This window comes from Proteiniclasticum sp. C24MP (genome assembly GCF_043951855.1).
In the GTDB taxonomy this organism is placed as follows: domain Bacteria; phylum Bacillota; class Clostridia; order Clostridiales; family Clostridiaceae; genus Proteiniclasticum.
The window spans coordinates 26,959-48,000 of sequence record NZ_JBINJW010000023.1; the positions used below are offsets into that span (position 1 = coordinate 26,959).

The window sequence follows — 21,042 nt, forward strand, 5'->3', positions numbered from 1 at the left end:
ATGAATTCATGCCTATTATATTGCCCGATTTCAATATAACAAGTAGGAGGAAAAATCCATGTCTAAAAAATCCAGTAAATCCGGAGGATTCTTTGCAGTCCTTCAGAAAGTCGGAAAGTCCCTTATGCTACCTGTATCTGTGCTTCCAGCAGCAGGTCTTATGGTTGCACTCTCTCGTATCATCGAACAGCTTGTAGGTGTGGAGGTACTGGCAAATAGTCCTGTACTGAAGGTTTTTGTCGATGTGCTTTTCAGCGGCGGCCTCATCGTATTTGAAAATCTGCCACTGATCTTTGCCGTTGGTGTGGCCATCGGTTTCACTGCCGGAGAAGCCGTATCAGGCCTGGCTGCAGTGGTTGGATATGTGGTGCTGATCAAAGTGCTGGACATCATGTCCATTGCACAGAACCTGACAGACCCCATCAACATGGGCGTGTTCAGCGGAATCATCATCGGTATCATAGCAGCGAAAATCTACATGAGATTCTATAAGACCAAGCTGCATCCGGTGCTCGGATTCTTCGAAGGAAAGAGACTGGTTCCCATCATCATGGTGGTTGTGTCCATTCTTCTTGGCGTAGCCCTTGGATTCATCTGGCCACCGATTCAGGATGGAATCAACAGCTTAGGACAGATGGCCATCGATGCGGAAATCTTCGGATTCAGACTGGGTGGTGCAATCTATGCTTTCGGTAACAGAGCGCTGATTCCGACAGGACTACATCATGTGTTCAAGACTCCGTTCACTACACAGTTCGGAAGCTTCACTGCAGCAGACGGTCAGGTCTATGTGGGTGAGATCGCAAGATTCTTTGCAGGAGACCCTACAGCAGGTGCCATCACAGCAGCAGAGTATCCGCTGAAGATCTTCGGACTGCCAGCTGCAGCCCTTGCCATCTACCTGAGAGCGCTGCCAAAGAACAAGAAAGCCATAGGTGGTGTCATGCTTACAGCTGCCCTGACATCCATCATCACAGGAATCACGGAACCTATTGAATTCGCATTCATGTTCGTGGCGCCGATCCTTTATGTGGCACATATTTCTCTGGCCTTTGTAGGCGGACTGCTGATGAATCTCTTCCAGGTCAGACTGACAGAGACCTTCACATCCTCTCTCATCGACTACATCGTGAGTATCTCCACAGGAAACGCAGGAAATCCATGGGCGCTTCTGCCTGTGGGAATCGTCGTCGGACTTGCTTACTTCTTCCTATTCTACTATCTCATCAAGAGATTCAATCTGAAGACACCAGGAAGAGATGAGGAAGAAAGCGAGAAGGTATCCGTACCTGTAACCGAGAAAGCCATGGAAGTGCTGAAAGCCCTTGGAAACACGGAAAACATCAAAGCCATTGATGCCTGCATCACAAGATTAAGACTTGAAGTCTACGACACGAAGAAAGTGGACAAGAAGAGACTGAAGGATCTGGGTTCACCTGGGGTCATGGAAGTAGGAAGCACCGGAATACAGGTTATTTTCGGTACTGCTGCGGAAGGGCTGAAGGATGAAATCAAGGCCATCATGGAGAATCCTTCTGTAGTCAAGGTGGTGGAATCCGCCAAAGCCAGTGAGACATCAGTGGAGAGAACAGGGAAGGAAACCATCATGACGTCACCGATGAAGGGAAAGCTTCTTGATCTTACGGAAGTACCCGATGCCCTTTTCGCTGAAAAGATGATCGGAGACGGATTTGCAGTGGAGCCTCAGGAAGGATATGTGGTATCTCCTGTTGCAGGTGAAATCGCTCATATCTTCGAAACCAATCATGCGCTTGCCATCATTACAGACTCAGGTCTTGAAGTTCTGGTACACATCGGAATCGATACCGTGAAGATGGAAGGCAGAGGTTTCACAAGACTGGCTGAAATCGGACAGAAGGTGGAAAATGGAACACCGCTCATGAAGTTTGACCTTGAACTGGTCAGAAAAGAAGCCAAATCCAGTATTACAGAAGTAGTTGTAACCAATATGGATATGGTGAAGGAAATGAAGATCATCGCATCAGGTGATGTGACACCAGCAGATGATGTACTGATTGTAAGATAGAAAAGTTCATATTGCCTAAGCATCAGGTCGCTTCCGTAAAGGGCAGCGGCCTGATTTTTTATGGGGTTCAAAGCATATCATTCAGGGTTCTTCTCCGGATTTTCTGAAGAAGGAATGGAGTTTAGTTCAGATTTTCGGATATTTCTGGAGAAAAATCGGTTTTTATAACGTTTACAAGAGGATAAAATAAAGACATCAAACATTTTGGGGGTAAACAAATAATGAAAAAAATTGCATCAATTGTATTGTCAGCGGTTATGATCATGTCCCTTGCTGCATGCGGAAGTAAGACTGAAACACCAAGTGAAACTCCAGCAGAAACTCCAGCAGAGACACCAGCAGAAACACCAGATGAAGCTACAGGAGATCTTGTGATTTACTGTCCGCATCCACTTGAATTCATCAATCCACTGGTAAGTGAATTTGAAACACAGAGTGGAATCAAGGTGGAAGTCATTGCGGCAGGTACTGGAGAGCTTCTTAAAAGAGTGGAATCCGAAGCTGCGAATCCACTGGGAGACATCTTCTGGGGAGGATCCCTTTCCACAGTGAAACCTGTTATGAATCTCTTTGAGAACTATACAAGTGCAAACGAAGAATTCATTCAGGAAGACTTCAAAAATACAGAAGGACCCCTTACAAGATTCACCGATATCCCAAGCGTACTGATGGTCAACACCAACCTGGTTGGAGACATCGAAATCAAAGGATATGAAGATCTTCTGAAACCTGAACTGAAGGGTAAAATCGCCATGGCGGATCCTTCAAAATCATCTTCCTCCTATGAACATCTCATCAATATGCTCTATGCCATGGGCGAAGGAGATCCTGAAAAAGGATGGGAATACGTGGATCTTTTCATACAGAACCTGGATGGAAAACTTCTCAGCGGATCCTCAGCAGTCTATAAGGGCGTAGCGGACGGCGAATATGTTGTGGGTCTGACCTTTGAAGAAGGCGGAGCAAAGTATGTGGCTGACGGAGCACCAGTAGAGCTTGTCTACATGGAAGAAGGCGTAATTTCAAAGCCTGACGGCGTATACATCATCAAGGATGCCAAGAACATGGTCAATGCCAAGGAATTCATCGACTTCATCACATCCGAAGAAGCGCAGACCATCATCGTGGAGCAGCTGAACAGAAGATCTGTAAGAACAGATGTGGCAGCACCAAGCTATATGATGGCAAAAGAAGATATGAACATCATCTATGATGATGAAGCACTGGTTGTAGAGAACAAGAATGCCTGGATGGAAAAGTTCAACGACATCTTCACCAACTATTAAGAACTTGAAAGCCATTTAGAACAGAAGACAAATGAACTGAAAGACACGGAGAATCAGTAAGCCCGCAACTTCGTTGTGGGCTTTTCCCCTATAAAAACAAGTACGAAAGAAAACATGTGAAGGAGAAAATTATGAGCAATTCCATTGGAGTTAAAAACGCCACAAAAAGATTCGGTGAAATCACAGTGATTCCGGATCTGTCCATCGATATCAGAAATGGAGAATTTTTCACGCTGCTCGGACCATCAGGCTGCGGAAAGACCACACTTTTAAGAATGATCGCCGGGTTCAACAGCATAGAAGGAGGAGAGTTTTCCTTCGATGAAACAGTGATCAACAATATTCCAGCCCACAAAAGAAACATCGGCATGGTGTTTCAGAACTATGCGATTTTTCCTCACCTTACAGTGAGACAGAATGTGGAGTACGGACTGAAGATCAGAAAAATGGACAAGGAGACCATGAAGAAAAGAGTGGATGACATTCTGGATGTGGTGAAGATCAGAGAATATCAGGACAGGCTTCCGGAGAATCTTTCCGGCGGACAGCAGCAGAGAGTGGCTCTTGCAAGAGCCATCGTCATTCATCCGAATGTCCTTCTCATGGATGAACCGCTTTCCAATCTGGATGCGAAGCTGAGAATCGAGATGAGAAGCGCCATCAGAGACGTACAGAAGCAGGTGGGCATCACAACGGTTTATGTAACCCACGACCAGGAAGAGGCTCTGGCCATTTCAGACCGTATTGCGGTCATGAAGAGCGGAGTCATTCAGCAGGTGGATACACCTGAAGCCATCTATTCCAGACCTTTCAATGTGTTCGTATCAACCTTCATCGGGCATTCCAACCTTCTGCATGCTGCAGCTGGTAAAGATGAAAAAGGAATGTATGTGGAGTTCAGAGATGGAACCAGGATCCATATGGACAATCTCAGTGATGCAGCGCCAGGCACGGCTGTGACTGCAGGAATCAGACCGGAGGAATTCTCCCTTTCAGAGACGGGGATGAAGGCCACGGTGAAGAACAAGACCTTCCTTGGCCGCTACATCGTCTACGAACTGGACTTCCAGGAAGGCATGATTCTGGATGGACAGGCTTCCATAGAGTTTTCCCAGGACCTTGGACAGGCGGACAAGCTCTTTGATGTGGGTGATACCATCACACTGATGCCCAACAGAAGAAAGATCAACATATTCACAGAAGATGGGGAGAAGAGCCTGATAAAGGATGTGAGATGGAATGGGTAAGAAGAGAACGTTCAACTTCTGGTCCGCAGTGACCATCGTCATCGTATTTATTTTTGCATTATTTATTGTATATCCACTGCTGTCCTTGTTCATAAGCGCGTTTCAGGATCCTGAAACGCAGGCGTTCACCATGGAGAATTTCCAGAAGTTCTTCTCCAAGAAGTACTATATGAGAGCGCTGGGCAACAGCTTCAAAGTGACCACTTTAACCACGCTGCTTGCTGTGCTTATCGGTGCTCCTCTTGCCTATATGACCACTGCCTTCAAAATCAGGGGGAAGGGTCTGCTGGATATTCTGATCATCATCTCCATGCTTTCCCCACCATTTATCGGTGCCTATTCCTGGGTGCTTCTGGCAGGAAGAAGCGGTGTCATCACCACATTCTTCAGAGACACCTTCGGTATCGAACTGGGTTCCATCTACGGCTTTGCGGGGATCCTTCTGGTTCTCACGCTGAAGCTGTATCCGTACATCTACATGTACACAAAGGGAACACTGAAGAAGGTGGATGCTTCTCTTATCGAAGCCAGTGAAAGCCTTGGCTGTTCAGGCATCAAAAAGGTGTTCACAGTCATCATGCCGCTGATTACGCCTACCATCCTTGCAGGCTCCCTCATCGTATTTATGAATGCACTGGCGGATTTTGGTACACCGATGCTCATCGGAGAAGGATACGTGGTCATGCCGGTTCTGATCTACAATGAATTCATCAGTGAAATGGGCGGGTCTGCAAGCTTTGCTGCAGCCATCGCAGTGATTCTCGTCATGGTCACTTCCGTCATGTTCATTCTCCAGAAGTATGTGGTGAACAGGAAGTCCTTCACCATGAGTTCCCTGAGACCCATTCAGGCCAAGGAGCTGACTGGATGGAAGAACGTACTGGCACACATTGCCATCTACTTCATCGTTCTGGTTTCCATCATCCCTCAGGTGACCGTTATCTACACGTCCTTCAAAGCGACTTCAGGAGCGATTTTCACGAAGGGCTTCTCCCTGGAGAGCTACAGAAAGATATTTTCGAATCTTGGTGGCCCAATTGCCAATACGTATAAGTTCGGACTCATCGCCATCATCACCATCGTATTTCTGTCCATGTTCATCTCCTACCTGACCACAAGAAGAAAGAGCTGGCTTACAGATATCATCGATACACTGACCATGTTCCCGTACATTATTCCTGGTTCTGTGTTAGGAATCACGCTGCTGATCTCCTTCAATGATAAACCGCTGATTCTAAGTGGAACCAGTTTCATCATCATTGTAGCCTTTGTGGTGAGAAGAATGCCCTACACCCTGCGCTCCAGTGCAGCGGTTCTCTATCAGATCAGTCCCAGCATGGAAGAGGCTGCTGTGAGTCTAGGGGATTCTCCAGTGAAATCCTTCTTCAAGGTGACGGCCATCATGATGCTTCCAGGGGTTCTCTCAGGAGCGATCTTAAGCTGGATCACCATCATCAATGAACTGAGTGCTTCGGTTATTCTCTACACAGGAGACACACGAACCATGTCGGTGGCCATCTACACGGAAGTCATCCGTGCCAGCTATGGAACCGCCGCCGCTCTTGCAAGTATTCTGACGCTGACCACTGTTGTTTCCCTTCTGATCTTCTTCAAGGTTTCAGGCAAGAAGGAAATCAGTTTATAAATAATGTGGAAAATTAACGTGAAGTGGATTAGAATAGATAAAGGTGTTGAACTGCAGAAAGAATAGAAGATTCAATAATATATACAGGTAAAACTGGAGGAATAAAGCATGAAGAAGAAAAAATACAGTTATTTCAAGGATGACATCCGAAAAATGCTGCTTCTTTATGCTTTTTTTCCTGCCATCATTCTAACATTCCTCCTGCTGTTCATGTTCTGGGGATACTGGAAAATGGATGTGGTACGAACCAACAGCAGGGAGAATGAAAAGCTGTCGGCTGGTATAGAAGAATCTGTTGAGGCTTATTCGCAGTTCATTGAAGATCTCAGTGATGAATCGAGAGTCTACCAGAGAGAACTTTCAAACGGCGAACGGGCGGAAGTGTTCAACAGGCTCTACACCATCTCTAACAGCATCGACAAGTTAGCAGACCTCTATATTTTCGACAGATACCATAACCCCATTGTGGTAGGCAGACAGAATCTGCCTTACTACCTTTCCGGGAAGAGCTACAGCAACTGGGGAATCTTTCATACCATGAAGGAAAGCCGGGATGCTGTTTCCATTCGTGTCATGGAAGAATCGGAAGGGAATATGCATCTGATTCTAGGAAAGCGGATCATTGAAGAAGGGGAAACCCTGGGATATGTGGTCATCACCATGGACAGCAGACAGTTTCAGAAGAGGCTTTCGGAGCTTTCCTCCCAGTCCATCATCACCGATGAGAACGGAAAAGTCTTTATCACCAACAACTATGCTTTTCTGGATAATCTGAACCGGTTTTCTCTTGAAGAGACGGACTTTGAAGGAACAGTGAAGGAAGGAGCAGAGAGCTATTATCTTACCTCATCGAGCATCCTGAACAGCAGGCTGCATATCTACTCCATCAAGCTGATCTCCAATCAGATGCAGTTCTTTCTGTCCATCGGAATCATCCTGCTTCTTGTATTCGGCCTCATAATCCTTCTGGTGCTGTACAGCACGAAACAGCTGGCCATCAAGAAGACGGAGGATTTCTATAAGATCACAAGAGCTTTTGGTGAGGTGCAGGCGGGGGATCTCCATGCGCGGGTCAGTATCCACAGCAATGATGAATTTCAGACCATCGGGGACTCTTTCAATGAAATGGTAGAAAATCTGCAGCGGGAGATTGCAAGAAATCAGGAAATGACCGAAAGGCTTTCCATGACGCAGATCAGGCAGCTGAGATCCCAGTTCAATCCCCATTTCATCTATAACACACTGGACAACATAAGGTTTATGGTGAAGTTCAATCCTGAAGATGCGAGCAAGATGATTCTCAGCCTGTCGACACTTCTCAGATACAGTCTGGATAATACCATGGAGACCGTATCTCTTCTGAAGGACATGGAGTTCACGGAAAACTATCTGAGAATCATGAAGTTCAGATACGGAGACAGACTGACCTATTCCATCGATATTCCAGAAGAGGTGGAGCACATCGAAATACCGAAGCTCATCATTCAGCCCATGATTGAAAATGCAGTGAAATACGGAGCAGAGGGAAGACTCCATCTGCATGTGAATCTTACGGCGCACAAAGAAGGCGATGATCTGATTCTTGTGTGCCAGGACAATGGTGCGGGAATGGATGAAGATACACTGATGAAGGTGAACAGTCAGCTGGAGAAGGAAATCAATGACAGTACTCATTTCGGTCTCTACAATATTCACAGAAGACTGAGACTGCGATATGGCGTGTCTTCTGGCGTGCTTATTGAAAGCACTTCGGGAGAAGGGACCAGGCTCAAGATCGTGATACCGGCTGCAGATGAATATCAGGAAAAACTGGGAGGTTTTGCCCTATGATCAGGCTTATAATAGTGGAAGATGAGGACTTCATCAGAAGAGGACTGGTTCATACCATGGACTGGCTCGGCATGGACTGTATTGTGGTGGGGGAAGCTGCAGACGGGAAAGAGGGACTTGAACTGATCCGATCCCTAAAACCGGATGTGGTGATTTCAGACATCAGAATGCCCTATCTCGATGGAATCTCCATGATCAGGGAGGCGCTGACAGATACGGAATTCCGTTCGATACTCCTTACGAGCTATGCGGAATTCGACTACGCCAAGCGTGCCATAGAAATCAATGTCTCTTCCTATCTTCTGAAGCCTGTGTCGGAAGAGGATCTGGCAGAAGCCGTCAGAAAGATCCGAGAAGAGATGAGAGAACAGAGCAGAGAGAACCACAGCCTGGCTGATGAGATCGGAGCCATCATCCGGCAGAAATCAGATAAAGAGTATTACGTTGTCAAGACACTGGAGAAAATCGTGGAACAGTATGATCAGAAGCTCAGCATAGAATCTGTTTCGGAGGAACTGGGTGTAAGTTCAAGCTATCTGAGCAGAAGGTTCAAGAAGGTGACAGGAAGCACATTTCTTGAGATACTCAACGAATACAGAATCATCCAGAGCGTGAAGCTCCTGGTATCAGGTCAGTACCGAGTGGGAGAAATAGCGGAAAAGACCGGATTTTCGGATTATAAGCACTTTTACAGTGTCTTCAAGAAATGCACCGGAACACCACCATCGGAATACATCAAAGGATAAAACGAAAGGAAGGTATCGTATTGGAAATCAGAAAAGTAACGCTTTTAAGCGATATGGACGGAACGCTTCTGTCCAGTAACGGAAAAGTATCTGAAAGGAACAAGGAGGCGATCCGTCGCTTCATCGAAGCGGGAGGTCATTTCGGCATTGCCACGGGAAGAGGGCACATCAATGTGCTCAGCTTCATTGAAGGAGTGGAGATCAATGCGCCGTCCATTCTTTATAATGGATCCATGCTCTATGATTTCACTGAAAAAGAAGTTCTGCGAAGCGAGAACCTTCCTGTAGAGAAGCTTACGGAAGCCATAAAATGGATTCAGGTGACGTATCCTGAAATCATGATTCATATCTATACTCCGGATACCTGTCATCTTGTTTCAAAGGAGGAGAATGCGGATGCGAAGATTCTTTCTGATCATCAGCCTGCAGTATTCTCTGAACTGAAGGAAGCCATGGCTGAGCCCTGGATCAAAGTCCTTCTTGCGGGGGAGAACACCGCGCTTAGGGAAATCGAGAAGAGGCTGGAATCGGAGCTTCATGGAGACATGAGGTGGGTCTATTCAGCCGACATCTATCTTGAACTTCTTCCCCTGGGTGTTTCCAAAGCATCCATGCTGAAGAAACTGAAAGAGATTCATGGAGAGGACCACCGCATTATTGCAGCAGGAGACTTCTACAATGATCTGGAGATGATCAAGGCGGCGGATTATGGTATTGCCATGGGCAATGCACCGGATGAAATCAAGGAAGCGGCAGACGGAATTGCGGTCTCCAATGATGAGGATGGAATCGCATGGATCATTGAGGCTATCCTCAGCGGTGAGCTGGAGGAGCGTGCCAGGAAATAGAGTGTATTAGAGAGAGTTCTGGCTTAAGATGAGAGCCAGTGCTTTCTTTTTTTGTTTCCGATTATGAAGAATGTATTAATCTGTTAAGCAAACTTTTCCATATTATTCTTTCGGTGTTCAATTTCTGGTCATGGAGAGTTCGAAAATTGCTTCTACAATGGCTGTAAGACTGAAGCATAGAAATACAGGAGGTAATCATGAAACGAATAGCAGGTATATTCAGTACAGAAGTCAATGCGCTAAGGGCCATCGACAGATTAAGAGCCGATGGATATAGAGATGAGGAAATATCGGTGATCACCAGTGACAAGGAAAATTATGACAGGCTTTCCAGAGTGGTGGGAGATGATCTCATGAGCGATACGGATATCACAGCTGAAAATGCGGGAGAGAAGGCCGCATCAGGCAGTGTCATGGGCGGAATCGGAGGATTCCTCTTGGGCTTAGGCGCCATGGCCATTCCAGGAGCAGGACCTGTTCTTGCGGCAGGACCCATTGCAGGGGCTATCACAGGAGCTGTTGCAGGAGGAACCATCGGCGGAGTCGCAGGACTTCTCACCGATTACGGGATCCCCGAAGAGGAGGCGAAACTCTATGAGGAAAGAATCACAGAAGGAGACATCATGGTTCTTGTAGATGATGACGATGAAAGAAGAGAAGCGGTCTATGACAATTTCTATGAGAATGAAAGCTACATCCGGGACGGATACCGAAAAGGGGATCCGGGACTCAATCTGGATGAGGACAAGGTAGACCCCAATGATCCGCTGAATGACCCTAGAAGATTATTATAAAGCCTTATAAAAATTGTCCGACAGAAGGTACGGACATAAAGCAGAGGGAAGAAGTGTGTTAACTTTCTCCCTTTCAGATAGAAAGCCGATGCGAAAATCCGCATCGGCTTTTGTATATTCAGCTGTAGTTTTTATCTGTTCTTCTTTTTCAGTTCCTTCATGATCAGAGCGGAAAATCCCACCAGGTACGCAGCAAACGGAATGAATCCGGCAAGGATTCCTCTGGTTTTTTTGTTCATCGCATTTCACCTCTTGAGGAAATCATAGCGCAGGGTCATGAAAATCAGATTAAACCAATGGGAGAGGATCTTCTCCTAGGTGATTATTGCATAAAGAGGGTGGTTCCCATGAAGATCGGCAGGTAGCTTTCCTTATCCACAATGAGATACAGGAATGGTCTGTCCAGATACACGGTTTTGGGATCTTCCACGGCAGCGGATTCTTCCGATACTTCCACCACTGTAGCTGCACCTGCTTTGGTTCCCTTCTCATCCACTTCGATTTTGGTCTTATGGATGACCCTACTGATGTAGAGGTTTCCCTCTGCAGTGCCCAGGTCTTTGAGATCGGCCTTGTGTTCATCAAAGGCATCCACCATGCCCATGCTCTTCAGGATATCGGACATTTCCACAGAGTATTCTGTGGTGAATTTCGGCATCATGGTATTGACTTCGATGTTCTGGGCATTCTTTATGAGACTCTGCAGTTTTTCTCCTGTGAGTCCGGCAATGTAGGCGGAGAGGTGAAGATCTTCTGGAGGCAGCATGGCCACGAAGGCATACTTTCCACCGGCGTAGTCTTTGATGAAGCCTTTGGCGCCGTCATCTTCGATGTAGAGATGCTCTTCGGAATACATCATATCCGCTCTCTGGATGGTGCCGTCATCGGCAGTGAAGATATCTTCTCTGATGCTGTTTTCGTTGTAGATGTTCTGCCACTCTGCATCGAAGGAAAGGGCATTGATAAGATACATGACGGCTTCATCGGGAATCTGATCCAGAATATCTACGATCATGCCGTCGGTTTCCTTTTCCACCCAGTCATTGATGGCTTTCAGTGTGCTTTCATCAAACGGAGATCTGTAGATTCCGGCATCATAGTAGTTGGCGTTGGTCTGAAGAAACTCCTTGTTCACTTCGATTCTTCCACCTTCTCTGAACCAGATGGAGTTCGCCATGCTGACTTTCAGTTTGTCTTCGTCAGGCAGGTTCCGCATATAGAGGTTCATGAGCTGGTTGATCTTCTCTCTGGGCAGCCCGAAGACCGCCTCCATTTCTGCCAAGGTGTTCTCCCTGGCGCCGTTGGCCGTCATGCCCAAGGCTGAAAGGACGGACACGGGAGAAATCAGGGTGTTCTGGCAGAGAAGATTCATCTTGAAAAGTTCCAGTGAAAAATCCATGGCGGCGATGTTGTCTTCTTCAATATAGGCATCAATTTTCTCCACGGACTCTGCCTTGATGTCCTTCATGAGATCGTCCCCATCTGCGGATGCTTTCTGGCTGCATCCGGTGAAAGTAAAGACCATTATGCCAAGCAAAAGTGTCGTCAGTACTGGTATCAGTCTCTTCTTGTTCATTTTTATCCCCCTCGAATCTCTGGTTGTTCCTGCACCTTCAGGGCAGAAGGAATGCTCTGCTGATACCCCTAGGGTGTATGGAAATCATTAAAGCATTGTACCCCAAAATAATAGTGAATTCAATAGCTGCTGTTTAATAGATATAGTAGTACAGATGAAAACTGTACCTCCATGACAGCAGCATGGACTCGTTTACTTTATTTCATCGTACTATCATTTCCATGATGGATGGTTACAATTTTGAGACTTTATTCTCAGACATGGAAATGGTTCTGCGCATTTTCGTGCAGGCTTCTTCATGAAATGATATGATTGAAGTATATTATGAACTTTTATGCTCATTTATGATTGAATTAATCAAGATTATTTTATGAAAACGTATTGACTTCTCATAAATGAGTATATATAATGCAATTAATGAGCATAATCGTTCAAAGTTAATTATAAATGAGCAAAATATTATAAAAAGGATGATTGATTATGTTTGCAGAAGAAAGACAAAGAAAAATTATTGAAATGATGGAAGAAAGCTCAAGCCTCAAAGTGGTAGAGCTGGCGGAGCATTTTGAAGTATCGGAATCCACCATAAGAAGAGATCTGCAGGAACTGGAAGAACATAAGATTCTCAAGAGAACCCATGGAGGAGCAGTAAGTATACAAAAGAGAGGGTTCGAGCCCACATTCAAGGAGAAGAAAGAAGAATATTCTCTTGAAAAGGAGAAGATCGGCGAACTGGCAGCGGAACTGGTGGAAGACGGCTACAGCGTGATCCTGGATACAGGGACAACAACACTGGAAATCGCGAAGAGAATCAGAAACAAGAAGATCACGGTAATCACGAACTCTCTGGATATAGCAGAAGAGCTGAGTGAAATGGAGAACATCGAGCTGATCATGACGGGTGGAACTCTTCGAGGCAACACAAGAGCGATGGTCGGATACCTGACAGAAAACACACTGAAGAATTTCAGGGCTGACATCGCATTCATCGGCGCCAATGGAATCACGAGAAAAGACGGTGCCACAACACCGAATCATGTGGAAGCCATGACGAAGCGTGCCATGATTGCATCTTCCCATAGAGTCTATCTGGTTGCGGATACTTCAAAATTCGGAAATGTCAGCTTTGCTGTCATCACACCGGTGAATCAGATCACCGGAATCATAACAGCCGGCGAGATGAACGAAGAGGCAGCAGTCATAGAGAAGAATGAAGAGATTGAAATCGTGAAATAGGAGGTGTTTCCATGATCATCACAGTAACACTGAATCCTGCCATGGATAAAACCATGGTGATAGATGGGATAGAGCTCGGAGAAGTCAACCGTGCAGATTCCGTGAGAAATGATATCGGCGGGAAGGGCATCAATGTGTCGAAAGTACTGAGGTCCTTAGGGACAGATACGCTGGCCACCGGATTTCTTGGAGGAAATATTGAAGACCAGTTCCGTAAGGAACTGAAAAATATGGGCATTCTCGACCAGTTCATTTCTATCCAGGGAAATACAAGAACAAACATCAAACTTGTTGACCGGAAGAACGAGACCAATACAGACATCAATGATCCCGGTCCCGTCATCAGCAGCGAGGAACTTGAAACGTTTATCAGTTTTTATGATGAGACGGTAGAGAAAGGAGACATTGTCGTTCTGGCAGGAGGCCTTCCACCGAATATTCCACAGAATCTCTACGGAAGACTGACCAGAATGGCCAAAGAGAAAGAGGCCCTTGTGGTCATCGATGCAGAAGGCGAATCTCTGCATCATGCGCTTCTGGAGCTCCCTTATATGATCAAACCCAATGAGAAGGAGCTTGCGGACTATCTTGGAAAAGAAGCCCTGACGGAAGAGGAGATCATACACTCTGCGCAGTACCTGGTGGAAAAGGGTATCCGGAAAGTGCTGGTATCGAGAGGGGAAAAAGGAAGTATTTTTATCACTGAGCTGTCCACACTGAAAGGAAAGGGACTTGAAGTTCAGGTGAAGAGCACTGTAGGAGCGGGAGATTCCATGGTTGCAGCACTGGTTTTTGCGGAGAATGAGAAGCTAAGCGATTTTGAAACCCTTGCCCTGGCACAGGCCACCGGAGCCGCAGCTGTCGCTACGGAAGGAACGAAAGCCTGTACAAGAGAAGAAGTGGAGAAGCATCTGGCCGCTGCCAGAGAAAAGATAGAGGAGGTAAAGAAATGACGACCAAAGATATGTTTTCAAGAGAAAGAGTCACGTTCAACTTAAAATCAGAAACCAAGAAAGATGTCATCGATGAGCTCATCGATATTCTCATTGCCAACGGTAAAGTGAGTGACAAGGAGGCTTTCAGAGCAGCTGTTCTTCATAGAGAAGAAGAGTTCTCAACAGGAATCGGTATGGGGATCGCGATCCCTCACGGCAAGAGCGATGCTGTCAATGAGGCATCCATCGTTTTTGGAAGAAGTGATGCAGGCATCGATTACGACAGTATGGATGACCTTCCTGCACATCTGTTTTTTCTCATTGCGGTTCCGATGGAATCCAGCGACCTGCATCTGCGTGCCTTAAGCGAGATTTCAAGAAATCTCATGCACAAGGAAATGAGAGATCAGCTCATGAGCTGCCAGACCTATGATGAGTTTATAAATGCATTCAAGTAAGTGATCAATAATAAACGATAAAGGAGCAGATTCTATGAAAATTATTGCTGTAACATCTTGTCCAACAGGCATCGCTCATACCTACATGGCTGCTGAAGCACTTCAGATCGCCGCCAAGGAAATGGGGCATGAAATGAAAGTGGAGACTCAGGGTTCTGTCGGTGCGGAAAATGTCATCACAGAAGCGGATCTTAAGTCTGCCGACGCCGTGATTCTTGCCATCGATACCAACATCGACAAGTCAAGATTCCAGGGCATTCCAGTGGTGGAGGCATCTGTAAAAGACGCCATCAAAGATGCGAAGGGCCTGATTACAAAAGCGCTGGCAGCCAAGCCCGCTTCGGCCAGAGTGGAATATGCAGAGGAAAAGAACGGAGACGGAGGGAAAAGCAAGAGCGGTATCTACAAGCATCTTATGACCGGTGTTTCCTTCATGATTCCATTTGTTGTTGCAGGAGGACTGCTCATCGCTTTCTCCTTCGCTTTCGGAATCCATGCGGCGGATGAAGAAGGAACTTTAGCTGCAGCACTTATGACCATTGGTGGTTCTGCTTTTGGGCTTATGGTTCCGATTCTTGCAGGATATATCGCTTATTCCATAGCGGACAGACCTGGTATCGTCCCTGGTATGGTTGGCGGAATTATTGCGAATTCACTGGGAACTGGATTCTTAGGTGGACTCATCGCTGGTTTCCTGGCTGGATATGTCATTCTCGCAATCAGAAAAGTCATCAGACTTCCTAAATCTTTTGAAGGACTTATGCCTGTACTTATACTACCTGTCATTTCCACACTGGTTGTCGGACTTATTCTCATCTTTGTTCTGGGTGGTCCTGTGAAGTCCATCAATGATGCGATGCTTGCATGGCTGGATGGCATGAGTGGAGCCAACGCCGTGGTCCTTGGTGGAATACTGGGTGTCATGATGGCTGCTGATATGGGTGGGCCAATCAACAAAGCTGCTTATACCTTTGGCGCTGCGACCATCGCTCAAGGAGAACCTTCAGGTGTCATGGCTGCGGTCATGGCAGCAGGTATGGTTCCCCCACTGGCAATTGCTCTATCCACAGTACTTGCGAAAAACAAGTATACGGTGGAAGAGAGAGAAGCTGGTAAGGCAAACTGGGCACTGGGTGCTTCATTCATCACAGAAGGAGCGATTCCTTTTGCGGCGGCGGATCCGCTGAGAGTGATTCCATCCATGATGGTGGGCTCAGCAGTTGCTGGTGCACTGTCCATGCTCTTTGGCGCAACCCTTGCGGTACCTCATGGTGGAATCTTCGTTCTGCCGATTCCAAATGCGGTAGGCAATCTGCCCATGTACATTCTGGCGATTGTTGTGGGTTCTGCAGTGGGTGGACTCATGCTGACAGCACTGAAGAAGAAAAAAGCATAGATCGTATCATCAATGAAGAACTGCATCTGAAGAGGTGCGGTTCTTTTTTCATGAAGTGAAATCATAGGAGCACATCTCCTCATTGTTATTAGAATAATAATAACTTGGAGAAGAAAAATATATATCTCACTAGTAATATGAAGATACAGATAGAAGAGGGAGAGGGGATGTATGAATATGTATATCCGAAGTGAAAGAACAGAGCAGTCTGTAAGGTTTGTCCGGATCTATCATCTCATCGGAATTTTTGTGATTCTTTCCATCGCCGGACCACTTCATTTCGCCTATGAATGGTCGGGAGAGAATTTTTTCGTCAGTCTGGTGGCTCCTGTCAACGAAAGCATCTGGGAACATCTGAAGATGGTCTACTGGCCTACACTACTGTGGTGGGTTCTCGGATATGCGTTGTTCAGAAAGAGAAGCAGACTTAGTGGCATGCGCTGGGCACAGTCCATGGCTGTCAGCATTATTTTCGGGATGCTGGTCATTGTCCTCTGGTACTACACCTGGGCGGGTGCCATCGGTATCGAAGCTTCTTGGGTGAATTTCTCATCCATGATCAGTGTCGTCATCGGACAGCTTCTTGCCATGCATGTATATAGGGTGACAAAGCCTAGGTGGGTCTATTTTATGCCTGGTATGATCATTGTGGTGAGCCTGGCCTTCATGTCCGGTTTCTTCACCTATTATCCACCTTCACTGCCGATGTTCGTGTCGCCGTATTAAGTCTGAGATAATCTCCAGAGGTATTGAGTAAGAGAAGTAGATCCCCTGCAGCAGTCTTTCACGAGGCTGCTGCAGGGGATCAGTCATAAGCAATCCAGGGTTTTGCCTGATGGATGGTGCAGAGTTGATTCTTAATTATCTCTTAATATTTTGATTATCAAAGTATACATCTGTATAATGGAGGTATTGAAAAACTGGAGGATAATAATTTGAATATAATGAATCATCTACGCATCGGAAATCTGGTCCCTAAATGGCCGATCATTCAGGGAGGCATGGGGATTGGAATCTCACTGTCTTCTCTGGCAGGGGCTGTAGCAAAAGAGGGCGGCATCGGCATCATTTCAGGTGTGCAGATCGGATACAGGGAAGAAGATTTTCAGAAGAACAATCTGGAAGCCAATAAAAGAGCGATGAGGGAGGAAATCCGAAAAGCAAGAGAAATTGCACCGGAAGGAATCATCGGCGTCAATCTGCTTGCTGCCATGACAACCTATGATGAACTCATTCTTACAGCCATCGAGGAAGGCATCGATCTTATCGTCACAGGAGCAGGACTTCCTCTTGATCTTCCTAAAATGGTGGAAGGTACAGAAACGAAAATTGCGCCTGTGGTTTCATCCGGAAAAGCCGCAAGACTGATTTCCAAGGTCTACGACAAGAAGTTCGGCATTCCTGCGGACATGTTCATTGTGGAAGGTCCACTGGCCGGGGGACATCTGGGCTTCAAGAAAGAGGTCATGGAAAGTGAAAGCTATATGGACCTGGAGGAGATCTTAAAGGAAGTGCTGGAGGAAATCAGACCCTTTGAGGAAAAGTATGAGGTGAAGATTCCGGTGGTTGTTGCCGGGGGGATTTTTGATGGAAAGGACATTGCTCATTATCTCAAGCTGGGTGCGTCAGGAGTCCAGATGGGCACCCGATTTGTTGCCACGGAAGAATGCAATGCGGACCTTGATTTCAAAATGTCCTATGTGCATGCAAGAGCAGAGGACATCAGACTTGTGAAAAGTCCTGTGGGCATGCCTGGTAGAGCCATAGAGAATGCCTTCACCAGAAAGCTTGATCAGGGAAATATCCCAGTGAAGCGTTGCTACAACTGCCTGATTCCCTGCGATCCGAGAACGACGCCATACTGCATCTCTGATGCGCTCATTCATTCAGCGGAGGGGACAGAAGGGCTGATCTTTGCAGGAGCTAATGCCTACAGAGTCGATGAGATTCTATCCGTCAAGGAGCTTATGAGGAAACTCGTAGAAGAAACCAAGGATCATCTGGATTCATAAAATAGATAATCAGTCAGAACTAGTTCAGAACGAATGGATCAGAAAAGAAGGAGCATCAGGAAGACTTTTCAAAGCTTTCCTGATGCTCCTTCAGCATTCAGACTATATGTAGATCATACTATTCATCGGTTTCTAGGACCAGTCCGTTTTCGTAGAGCTGCGTCACATTGTAAGGGTAAGTGTTCTCCTGATGCAGGTGTCCGAAATACCAATGGGCATACTGGGTTTTATCCATGACTTCCTGAAGAAAGAGATTCAGTTTCAGCTCGGGCGCGTGATTGGGGAAAATCATGTTCATGATTTTTTCCGGAGCTGCATGGGTAATGATGTAGTCCACCTTGAAATCATGAGCTTTGAGGTTCTTTCTGGCTTCCTCGAACTCCTCCTCGGATGGAATCTCTTCTTTCCACCAGGAAATACCTTCTTTTCGAAGGAACTTATCGATGCTGTAGCCTCCACCCATGGTGAAGAAAGTGCGGTTTTCGATGGTGAAGACCTGGCCTCTCATGAGATGGAGGATGTTTTTTCTGATCCGATGTATTTTTCCACCATGCCACATTTCAATTGGATAACTGTTCAAGGCATCGAAATTTTCATGGTTTCCGTCTATGAAGAGAATGGTGAAGGGGAGATTTTCCAGATCATCCAGACGATCCTGTTCCTTTTCATCCATTCTGAAAAGAAATCCGAAGTCTCCTGCAATGAGAAAATAGTCTTTTTTACTCAGTTCCTTTACAACAGGTGTGTTTTCAGGTAGAAATCGATCAGGTTTTCCATGTACATCACCAGTGATATAAATCATAAATAACCCCCCTTGTAATCAGAATTGTTCCTTTCTTTCATTATGGTGGTTTCAAAGAAGATAAGCAAGAAACGTAACTGTTGAGGGTAGTGTCAATTTACTGTAGGGAAATAATATTTATAGATTCTCGTAAAATTGATTAGACAGATTGAGCTTTATGGAAACAATGTGAAAACGCAATAAGGACAGTTGCAGCAAGAACTATTGAGGTCGGAGACAGTATCACAGTAATTACCGGAACATCTAAGGACGGATTGAAGAAAACGGTACAGGTTACGGTCAAGGAAGTTGATGATACTGGAATAGTTGTTGCCTTTGTAGGGTATGACTATCTGAAACGCTCTTATGGTGAGCTTGAAAGAAATCTAGCTTACAGATCTATCATGGACTTCAGGACAGAAAACAAGAAGATCGTTGAGATTGTAAGTATGAGGGGGTTAATGTGATTAGAAAGAAGCTGGAAGCATATCACATGCTAGGGATTGAGATTGATAGCTTCAATGGGATGCTGGATGATTGTGTAGTGAAGAAATATTCTCATCATAAAAGTGTAAGAGAATACAAGAGTAATCTCCTGGAGTATATCGAACAGGTTAAACGGAAACGCAACGATATCATAAATCTGATTAATAGTCTTGAAGATCCTTACTGAGAGAAATCTTCTTCATGAGATACATAGATCAGAAATCAAATGGTGAGATTGCTGGAGAAGTAGGTTATTCGGTGAATCATCTATCACGTATATTCAGAAAAGGTATAGAAGAATTAGAGAAGCTGGAAGGTTAAACTTCTAGTTTTTGCTATTTCTTATTTATTTACCATAATTAAATATTGATGGTCGATAGTATCAAATAAAAGAAATATTTGGATAAAAAAGAATAAATCTCTATCATTAAAATTAAAAATAGCGTATATTTTAATTAATGACGAGTGTGAGGGTGATTTTAGTGAAAAAATACAAAGCTTTAAGAATAATAAGGTACGATAATCCTGAAAAGGCGAAAAATGAATACGAAAAACGAATTAATGATTACTGCACATATAAAACAAATGTAAAAATACACCCGATTTTAAGGGGGCTAAGGCAATCTCAGGCGTATGAGCTGTTTGTTGTTAACAACACTGAGTTAGATATGATGCAGGAAACTATTGAAGAAAATGCAGCCAAAATCAATAGTATGCTAACAAAAGTCCCTGGTGTTGGTGAGGAACAATACTTTCATAATGTCTTGATTGAAGAAATTCAAAGTACAAATGAAATAGAGGGAGTAAGGAGTACAAGAAAGGAAATTGATGATGCAATAATTTCAGTTCAGAATAAAAAAGCAAAAAACGAGAGATTTTCAGGCATCGTGAAATCATATCTCTCACTGTTTTATGATGATTTTTCTCCAATTAATGAAGTTAAGGAAATTAGATCAATATATAATCAGATGGTGGAAGGTGAAATTGATGAGGAAGATAAGTTAGATGGTGATTTATTTCGAGCAGGAGAGGTTTTGATTCAAAGTAATACAAATGAGATATTGCATCGAGGAGATATTAATGAGTCTACTATAAAGAATAATTTAGCGTTGTTTCTTGACTTGATCAATTCTGAAAACTATCCATATTTAATTAAGATCATGATTGGTCATTACTACTTTGAATATATACATCCCTTCTATGATGGAAATGGAAGAGTTGGGAGATATATCACTTGTAAGTATTTAGCACAGAAACTAGATCCATTGACGGCTATTAGCTTTTCATACATGATCAGTAGTAGAAAAAACAAATATTACGAAGCTTTTACAGAAACATCTGATCCGAATAATTACGGAGAAGGAACAATGTTTGTTTTTCAAATGTTGAAAATAGTGAGTGAAGGGCAGAAAAGACTCATCGAGGATCTTGCGGAAAAAATCGAATTATTAAACAAGGCTAATACTGTTATTGATGAGTTAAAAGGAAATGGATTAGACAAAAGAATTCTATTCTTATTGGCGCAATCTTGGCTATTTGAAAAACCGCTTTTTGATTCAGAAATAAGTGACACAGTAAAAGAATCAAGATATATGATTCGCAAATCGTTAACTACTCTAACTGAGTTAAAGTATATTGAAAAAATAGAAAAAAGACCTTCTAGGTATCGAATAACAAAAGAAATTCAGCAAAGAATAATTGATGCTCCAGTAGGATAAT

19 protein-coding genes are annotated in these 21,042 nt (G+C 44.8%); 17 read left to right on the forward strand and 2 right to left on the reverse strand.

The features are described 5' to 3' along the window. The first annotated feature begins 58 nt into the window (after positions 1 to 58). The 8 genes from ACHAL6_RS12705 to ACHAL6_RS12740 all read left to right on the forward strand — a co-directional run bounded on the left by ACHAL6_RS12705 (position 59) and on the right by ACHAL6_RS12740 (position 10,443). A complete protein-coding gene (locus tag ACHAL6_RS12705) occupies positions 59 to 2,047 on the forward strand; it encodes a glucose PTS transporter subunit IIA (protein ID WP_395271049.1) in 1,989 nt (662 codons plus the stop codon). A gap of 221 nt (positions 2,048 to 2,268) precedes the next feature. Beyond that, positions 2,269 to 3,333 (forward strand): extracellular solute-binding protein, encoded by a 1,065-nt coding sequence (locus tag ACHAL6_RS12710; RefSeq protein ID WP_395271050.1) that lies wholly within the window; start codon positions 2,269 to 2,271, stop codon positions 3,331 to 3,333. Between the two features lie 131 nt (positions 3,334 to 3,464). Continuing rightward, a complete protein-coding gene (locus ACHAL6_RS12715) occupies positions 3,465 to 4,580 on the forward strand; it encodes an ABC transporter ATP-binding protein (protein WP_395271051.1) in 1,116 nt (371 codons plus the stop codon). Continuing rightward, positions 4,573 to 6,225, forward strand: a complete 1,653-nt coding sequence (locus ACHAL6_RS12720; protein WP_395271052.1) for an ABC transporter permease — start codon at positions 4,573 to 4,575, stop codon at positions 6,223 to 6,225. The genes ACHAL6_RS12715 and ACHAL6_RS12720 overlap by 8 nt, the downstream gene beginning before the upstream one ends. Positions 6,226 to 6,333: 108 nt before the next feature. Continuing rightward, entirely contained in the window at positions 6,334 to 8,055 is a 1,722-nt protein-coding gene (locus ACHAL6_RS12725; RefSeq protein ID WP_395271053.1) for a sensor histidine kinase, read from the forward strand. Further along, positions 8,052 to 8,801 (forward strand): response regulator, encoded by a 750-nt coding sequence (locus ACHAL6_RS12730; RefSeq protein ID WP_395271054.1) that lies wholly within the window; start codon positions 8,052 to 8,054, stop codon positions 8,799 to 8,801. The genes ACHAL6_RS12725 and ACHAL6_RS12730 overlap by 4 nt, the downstream gene beginning before the upstream one ends. 20 nt (positions 8,802 to 8,821) lie before the next feature. Beyond that, the gene (locus ACHAL6_RS12735; RefSeq protein WP_395271055.1) at positions 8,822 to 9,649 is read left to right on the forward strand and encodes a Cof-type HAD-IIB family hydrolase; all 828 of its coding nucleotides are present in this window, start codon (positions 8,822 to 8,824) and stop codon (positions 9,647 to 9,649) included. 197 nt (positions 9,650 to 9,846) lie between these two features. Then, a complete protein-coding gene (locus ACHAL6_RS12740; RefSeq protein WP_395271056.1) occupies positions 9,847 to 10,443 on the forward strand; it encodes a general stress protein in 597 nt (198 codons plus the stop codon). 322 nt (positions 10,444 to 10,765) lie between these two features. Here the strand turns inward: ACHAL6_RS12740 and ACHAL6_RS12745 are convergent, their stop codons facing one another. Further along, positions 10,766 to 12,019 (reverse strand): serpin family protein, encoded by a 1,254-nt coding sequence (locus tag ACHAL6_RS12745; protein WP_395271057.1) that lies wholly within the window; start codon positions 12,017 to 12,019, stop codon positions 10,766 to 10,768. Positions 12,020 to 12,499: 480 nt separating this feature from the next. Between ACHAL6_RS12745 and ACHAL6_RS12750 the strand changes: the two genes are divergently transcribed. The 6 genes from ACHAL6_RS12750 (at position 12,500) to ACHAL6_RS12775 (ending at position 18,056) form a co-directional block, all read left to right on the forward strand. Beyond that, a complete protein-coding gene (locus ACHAL6_RS12750) occupies positions 12,500 to 13,255 on the forward strand; it encodes a DeoR/GlpR family DNA-binding transcription regulator (protein ID WP_395271058.1) in 756 nt (251 codons plus the stop codon). 11 nt (positions 13,256 to 13,266) lie between these two features. Then, a complete protein-coding gene (pfkB, locus tag ACHAL6_RS12755) occupies positions 13,267 to 14,208 on the forward strand; it encodes a 1-phosphofructokinase (protein ID WP_395271059.1) in 942 nt (313 codons plus the stop codon). Next, positions 14,205 to 14,648, forward strand: a complete 444-nt coding sequence (locus ACHAL6_RS12760) for a PTS sugar transporter subunit IIA (RefSeq protein ID WP_395271060.1) — start codon at positions 14,205 to 14,207, stop codon at positions 14,646 to 14,648. Before pfkB ends, ACHAL6_RS12760 begins: the two co-directional genes overlap by 4 nt. Before the next feature lie 34 nt (positions 14,649 to 14,682). Next, a complete protein-coding gene (locus tag ACHAL6_RS12765) occupies positions 14,683 to 16,044 on the forward strand; it encodes a PTS fructose transporter subunit IIC (RefSeq protein ID WP_395271061.1) in 1,362 nt (453 codons plus the stop codon). Between the two features lie 171 nt (positions 16,045 to 16,215). Then, on the forward strand, positions 16,216 to 16,770 hold the full coding sequence (locus ACHAL6_RS12770) for a DUF6512 family protein (RefSeq protein ID WP_395271062.1): 555 nt from the start codon (positions 16,216 to 16,218) through the stop codon (positions 16,768 to 16,770). A gap of 218 nt (positions 16,771 to 16,988) precedes the next feature. After that, on the forward strand, positions 16,989 to 18,056 hold the full coding sequence (locus tag ACHAL6_RS12775) for an NAD(P)H-dependent flavin oxidoreductase (RefSeq protein ID WP_395271067.1): 1,068 nt from the start codon (positions 16,989 to 16,991) through the stop codon (positions 18,054 to 18,056). 118 nt (positions 18,057 to 18,174) lie between these two features. On the opposite strand, the gene ACHAL6_RS12780 is transcribed toward ACHAL6_RS12775, so the two are convergent. Next, entirely contained in the window at positions 18,175 to 18,858 is a 684-nt protein-coding gene (locus ACHAL6_RS12780; protein WP_395271063.1) for a metallophosphoesterase, read from the reverse strand. A 254-nt stretch (positions 18,859 to 19,112) separates the two neighbouring features. On the opposite strand from ACHAL6_RS12780, the gene ACHAL6_RS12785 reads away from it, so the two are divergent. From ACHAL6_RS12785 to ACHAL6_RS12795, 3 genes are all read left to right on the forward strand, one after another. Next, complete coding sequence (locus ACHAL6_RS12785; protein WP_395271064.1) at positions 19,113 to 19,304, forward strand: hypothetical protein; 192 nt, start codon at positions 19,113 to 19,115, stop codon at positions 19,302 to 19,304. Continuing rightward, complete coding sequence (locus ACHAL6_RS12790; RefSeq protein ID WP_395271065.1) at positions 19,301 to 19,510, forward strand: hypothetical protein; 210 nt, start codon at positions 19,301 to 19,303, stop codon at positions 19,508 to 19,510. Before ACHAL6_RS12785 ends, ACHAL6_RS12790 begins: the two co-directional genes overlap by 4 nt. A gap of 295 nt (positions 19,511 to 19,805) precedes the next feature. Beyond that, positions 19,806 to 21,041: a Fic family protein gene (locus tag ACHAL6_RS12795; protein ID WP_395271066.1), complete on the forward strand. Its 1,236-nt coding sequence runs from the start codon at positions 19,806 to 19,808 to the stop codon at positions 21,039 to 21,041. Position 21,042: the final 1 nt, after the last annotated feature.